6 protein-coding genes are annotated in these 5,012 nt (G+C 62.2%); all 6 read left to right on the plus strand.

Annotated elements, in window-relative coordinates; all coding sequences use genetic code 11:
- The first annotated feature begins 158 nt into the window (after nucleotides 1-158).
- The gene (glyA, locus tag ACIQ36_RS18205; RefSeq protein ID WP_395831958.1) at nucleotides 159-1,439 is read left to right on the plus strand and encodes a serine hydroxymethyltransferase; all 1,281 of its coding nucleotides are present in this window, start codon (nucleotides 159-161) and stop codon (nucleotides 1,437-1,439) included.
- 26 nt (nucleotides 1,440-1,465) lie between these two features.
- A complete protein-coding gene (gene nrdR, locus ACIQ36_RS18210) occupies nucleotides 1,466-1,927 on the plus strand; it encodes a transcriptional regulator NrdR (RefSeq protein WP_395831960.1) in 462 nt (153 codons plus the stop codon).
- A complete protein-coding gene (gene ribD / locus ACIQ36_RS18215; RefSeq protein ID WP_395831962.1) occupies nucleotides 1,908-3,050 on the plus strand; it encodes a bifunctional diaminohydroxyphosphoribosylaminopyrimidine deaminase/5-amino-6-(5-phosphoribosylamino)uracil reductase RibD in 1,143 nt (380 codons plus the stop codon). Before nrdR ends, ribD begins: the two co-directional genes overlap by 20 nt.
- A gap of 9 nt (nucleotides 3,051-3,059) precedes the next feature.
- Nucleotides 3,060-3,683 carry a riboflavin synthase gene (locus tag ACIQ36_RS18220; RefSeq protein WP_395831964.1) on the plus strand — a complete coding sequence of 208 codons (624 nt, stop codon included), beginning with the start codon at nucleotides 3,060-3,062 and terminating at the stop codon, nucleotides 3,681-3,683.
- A 2-nt stretch (nucleotides 3,684-3,685) separates the two neighbouring features.
- Nucleotides 3,686-4,798 (plus strand): 3,4-dihydroxy-2-butanone-4-phosphate synthase, encoded by a 1,113-nt coding sequence (ribB, locus tag ACIQ36_RS18225; protein ID WP_395831966.1) that lies wholly within the window; start codon nucleotides 3,686-3,688, stop codon nucleotides 4,796-4,798.
- Between the two features lie 16 nt (nucleotides 4,799-4,814).
- The coding region (locus tag ACIQ36_RS18230; RefSeq protein WP_395831968.1) for a 6,7-dimethyl-8-ribityllumazine synthase at nucleotides 4,815-5,012 on the plus strand (198 nt) is incomplete at its 3' end.

Here is a 5,012-nt window from a genome sequence, read left to right on the forward strand (position 1 = left end):
TGATTGGGCCGGACTTGGCGGCGGATGCGGTAAAACAGTTTCTGACGACGGGGTTTGACGGCGGTGAACGCCACGCCCGGCGGGTGGCGAAGCTCGGTTAAGCTGCCCCGTCTCTCTTTTTGGAATTATGACGTTTTTTGCTGGTGTGAGGTGCTGAGATGAGCGTAGCAACTGGATTTTTCACCCGTTCTTTGGCTGATGCCGATCCTGCGGTTAATCAATCGGTTCAGCAGGAACTGCACCGCCAGCGCGATCAAATCGAACTGATTGCCTCGGAAAACATCGTCTCCCGCGCGGTTCTGGAAGCCCAGGGCTCGGTGCTGACCAATAAATATGCCGAAGGCTATCCGGGGCGGCGCTATTACGGCGGGTGCGAGTTCGTCGATGTGGCCGAGCAAATCGCCATCGAGCGCGCTTGCCAGCTTTTCGGCGCGACCTATGCCAATGTGCAGCCCCACTCGGGCGCGCAGGCCAATCAGGCGGTGTTCTTCGCGCTGATGCAGCCGGGCGATACGTTCTTGGGCATGGATCTCGCTTGCGGCGGCCATCTAACCCATGGTGCCCCCGCTAATCAGTCGGGTAAATGGTTCAAGCCGATTGGCTATAAGGTGCGCCAGCAAGACCAACTCATCGATTACGATGAAATGGAAGAATTGGCGACGACCCATAAGCCGAAGATCATTATCGGCGGCGGTTCGGCCTATCCGCGCGTCATCGATTTTGCCCGGATGCGCGCGATTGCCGATAAAGTCGGCGCGTATTTGATGGTCGATATGGCCCATTTCGCCGGTCTTGTTGCCGGGGGCGCTTATCCGAACCCGGTGCCGCACGCCCATGTGGTGACGACGACGACCCATAAAACCCTGCGCGGCCCGCGCGGCGGCATGATTCTGTCGACCGATGCCGATCTGGGTAAAAAGATCAACTCGGCGGTCTTCCCCGGCCTGCAGGGCGGTCCTCTGATGCATGTGATCGCGGCAAAAGCGGTTGCCTTCGGCGAAGCGCTGCAGCCGGAGTTCAAAGACTACGCGCAATTGGTGATCGATAATGCGCGGGCTTTGTCGGAAGTGCTGCTGTCGCGCGGCGTCAATATCGTCTCGGGCGGCACCGACAGTCATGTCGTTCTGGTCGACCTGCGCCCGAAGGGCCTAACGGGGAAGGTGGTCGAGCATCATCTGGAAGCGGCAGGCATCACTTGCAATAAGAACGGTATTCCGTTCGATCCAGAAAAGCCGATGATTACCTCGGGTGTCCGTCTTGGAACGCCTGCGGGCACGACGCGCGGCTTCGGCGTGGCCGAGTTCCAGCAGGTCGGCCAATTGATCGGCGACGTGCTCGACGGTCTGGTCGCAAATGGTCCTGACGGTAACGCGGGCGTAGAAGCCCAGGTGCGGGCGCAGGTGGAAGCCCTGTGCCATCGCTTCCCGATCTACCCGTAAGCTTGGTGAGAGGGTGATCTAGGGCGATGCGCTGCCCCTTCTGTGGAAACGACGATACGCAGGTCAAAGACTCGCGGCCGACCGACGATAATAGCGCCATTCGGCGGCGTCGGTTCTGCGCGGCCTGCGGCTCGCGTTTCACCACGTTCGAGCGCGTGCAGTTGCGCGAGCTGACGGTGGTCAAGAAGAACGGTAAGCGCGTCCCCTTTGACCGCGATAAGCTGGCCCGGTCGATCCAGATTGCTTGCCGCAAGCGCCCGGTGGATGCGGAGCGGATCGAGCAGATGGTGAACGGTATCGTCCGGCGGCTGGAAAGCCAGGGCGAGCCCGAAATTGCGTCCGATAGGGTCGGGGAGCAGGTGATGGAAGCCCTGTATACTCTCGATCCTGTCGCCTACGTGCGTTTTGCCTCGGTCTATAAAAACTTCCACGAGGTCAAAGACTTCGAAGATCTGGTCGATCGGTTGAATGTCGATGCACGCGAGTAGCCGGGCGACTGCCCGTGGGCCTGAACAAGCGGCGGATGAACGCTTCATGACCCTCGCCCTGCGCCTTGCGCGCCGGGGCTGGGGGCAGGTGTGGCCGTCTGTCTCGGTCGGGTGCCTCTTGGTTAAAGACGGCGCGATAATCGCCCAAGGCTGGACGCAAGCGGGCGGTCGGCCCCATGCCGAAATTCATGCGTTGACCCAAGCGGGCGACGCCGCTCGCGGGGCCACGGCCTATGTGACGCTGGAGCCCTGCGCCCATCACGGGCGGGCAGGACCGTGCTGTGATGCGCTGGTTGAGGCTGGCGTTACCCGTGCCGTGATTGCGATGGAAGACCCAGACCCGCGCACCTGCGGCCAGGGCATCGCCCGTATGCGCGCGGGCGGTATTCAGGTCGATCTTGGCGTGATGGCGGAAGAAGCGCAGGCCGTAGCGGCCGGGTTTTTGCTGCGCGTCACCCTGGGGCGTCCACTGGTAACGGTAAAAATCGCAACCTCGCTCGATGGCCGTATTGCCGCGCACACCGGGGCCTCCCGTTGGATCACCGGGCCGCAGGCGCGCGCCTTCGGGCATCGCCTGCGCGCCGAGAATGACGCAATTGCCGTTGGCGGGGCAACGGCCCTGATGGACGATCCGACGTTGGATTGCCGCTTGCCGGGGCTTGGCCATCGCTCGCCGGTGCGGGTGATTATCGACGGGCGACTGTCGCTGCCGCTCACGGCGCAGATGGTGCGCACGGCGTCTTGGCATCCCACCTGGGTGCTCACGCGCCAAGATTCCGATAAGGACCGCCAACGCGCGTTGAAAGACGCGGGTGTGCGCGTTTTCACCGTGCCGATTCACGACGGTCAGATGGACCTGCCCAACGCGCTTGCCATTCTGGGCGAGATGGGGTTAACGCGGCTGTTGGTCGAAGGCGGCGGGCGGTTGATTGCTGGGTTGCTCGGGGCCGATCTTATCGATGCGCTGCACTGGTTCCGCGCGCCCTCGGTGATTGGCGGCGACGGGATTCCGGCGATTGCCGCCTATGGCGTCGATACGCCTGATCTCGCCCGTCGTTTCCGCCGGGTAGACACTGTGTTTCTCGGTGAGGATTTGCTGGAAAGCTTCACGGTCGAGCGATAGGGTCAGGCCATGTTTACAGGCATCATCACCGATATTGGCACTGTGCGTAGCCTAAGCCGGAAGGCGGGGGGCGATACGCGCTTTGAAATCGACAGCCCGCAGCCGCTGGTGGGCGTCGCCCTTGGCGCGTCCATCGCCCTCTCCGGCGCGTGTATGACCGTGATCGAGCAGGGCGAGCGCTGGTTTGCCGTGGAAGTTTCGGACGAGTCGCTGTCGAAAACCACCCTCGGTTCCTGGCAGGTCGGACGGAAGCTCAACTTAGAGCGGGCGCTCAAAGCGGGGGATGAACTCGGCGGTCATTACGTCTCGGGCCATGTCGATGGCGTCGGGCATCTGGCGGGCCGCGAGAACGTCGCAGGCAGCCTGCGCCTGACCTTCGCCCTGCCGAAACCCTTCCACCGTTTCGTCGCGCCGAAAGGCTCGATCACGCTCGACGGCGTGTCGCTGACGGTGAATGAGGTTGGGGCGACGGCGGGATCGGCCTTACACGAAACTGAGTTTACGGTGAATATCATTCCGCATACGGCGGTCTACACCACACTCGGCGCTTTGGTTGTTGGCGACGCGGTGAATTTTGAAATCGATATGCTGGCGCGCTATATGGCCCGGCTGATGGAAACGGCAGGAGCGTAGGAATGCGCAAAGTTCATGATCTCGAAATCGTCTCTTCCATCGACGAATTGATCGAAGACGCGCGCCAAGGGCGTATGTTCATCCTGGTCGATGACGAAGACCGCGAAAACGAAGGCGATCTGGTCATTCCCGCCGATGCCGCCACGCCGGAAGCGATCAACTTTATGGCCCGTTACGGGCGTGGCCTTATTTGCCTCGCCATGAACCGCAAGCGCGTCGAGGAACTCGGCCTGCCGCTGATGGCGCAGCAGAACGGCACGCGCCACCAAACGGCGTTCACGGTCTCTATCGAAGCGCGCGAGGGGGTTTCCACGGGCATTTCGGCGGCGGACCGGGCGCTGACGGTGGCGACCGCCATCGATCCCGGTAAGGGCCGTGAAGATATCGTCACGCCGGGTCACGTTTTCCCGCTGGTGGCGCGCGACGGCGGCGTGCTGGTGCGCGTCGGCCATACCGAGGCGGCGGTAGATATTGCCCGCCTCGCCGGTCGGTCGCCCGCTGGCGTGATCTGCGAGATTATGAATGACGATGGTACGATGGCGCGCATGCCGGATCTGGTCAAATTCGCCCAGACCCATGGCCTCAAGGTCGGCACCATTGCGGATCTGATCGAATGGCGCCGCCGCCGCGAAAAGCTCGTGCAGCCGGTGACGGAAACCGCGTTCGAATCGATCCACGGCGGCAGTTTCCGCCTGATCGTCTACCGCAATACCGTCGCCTATGCCGAGCATATCGCGCTGGTGAAGGGCGATCTAACCCAGGCTGGGCCGGTGCCGGTGCGGATGCATGCTCTATCGATCTTGGATGACGTGCTGGGGGATAGCCGCTCCACCCATTCTGGCGATCTGCAAGCAGCGATGCGGGCGATTGGCGAAATCGGGCGCGGCGTGATCGTGCTGATCCGCGAACCCAACGCCACCAGCCTATCGGACCGGTTGCGGCTCGATCCCAGCAAGCAGGGCAGCCAGTTGCGTGATTATGGCGTCGGCGCACAGATCTTGCTCGATTTGGGGGTGCAGGAGATGGAATTATTGACCAATTCGCCGAAAACCATCGTTGGGCTTGACGGCTACGGTCTAACAATCGTAGGTCATCGCCCCCTTACCCCCGCCTAACCTTTGGATCGGTCCCATGAGTCAGCCCCATATTCTAATTGTTGAAGCCCGGTTCTACGAAGATATCGCCGACGAACTGGCCGCAGGGGCAATTGCCGCGCTCACGGAAGCCGGGGCAACCTTCGAGCGGCTGAGCGTGCCGGGGGCGTTCGAAATTCCGGCGGCGGTTGAATTCGCCGTGCACGCGGGCAAAGCGGGCACCTTGCCGAAAGCT

The sequence above is a fragment of the Elstera sp. genome (assembly GCF_044372965.1).
Classification (GTDB): domain Bacteria; phylum Pseudomonadota; class Alphaproteobacteria; order Elsterales; family Elsteraceae; genus Elstera.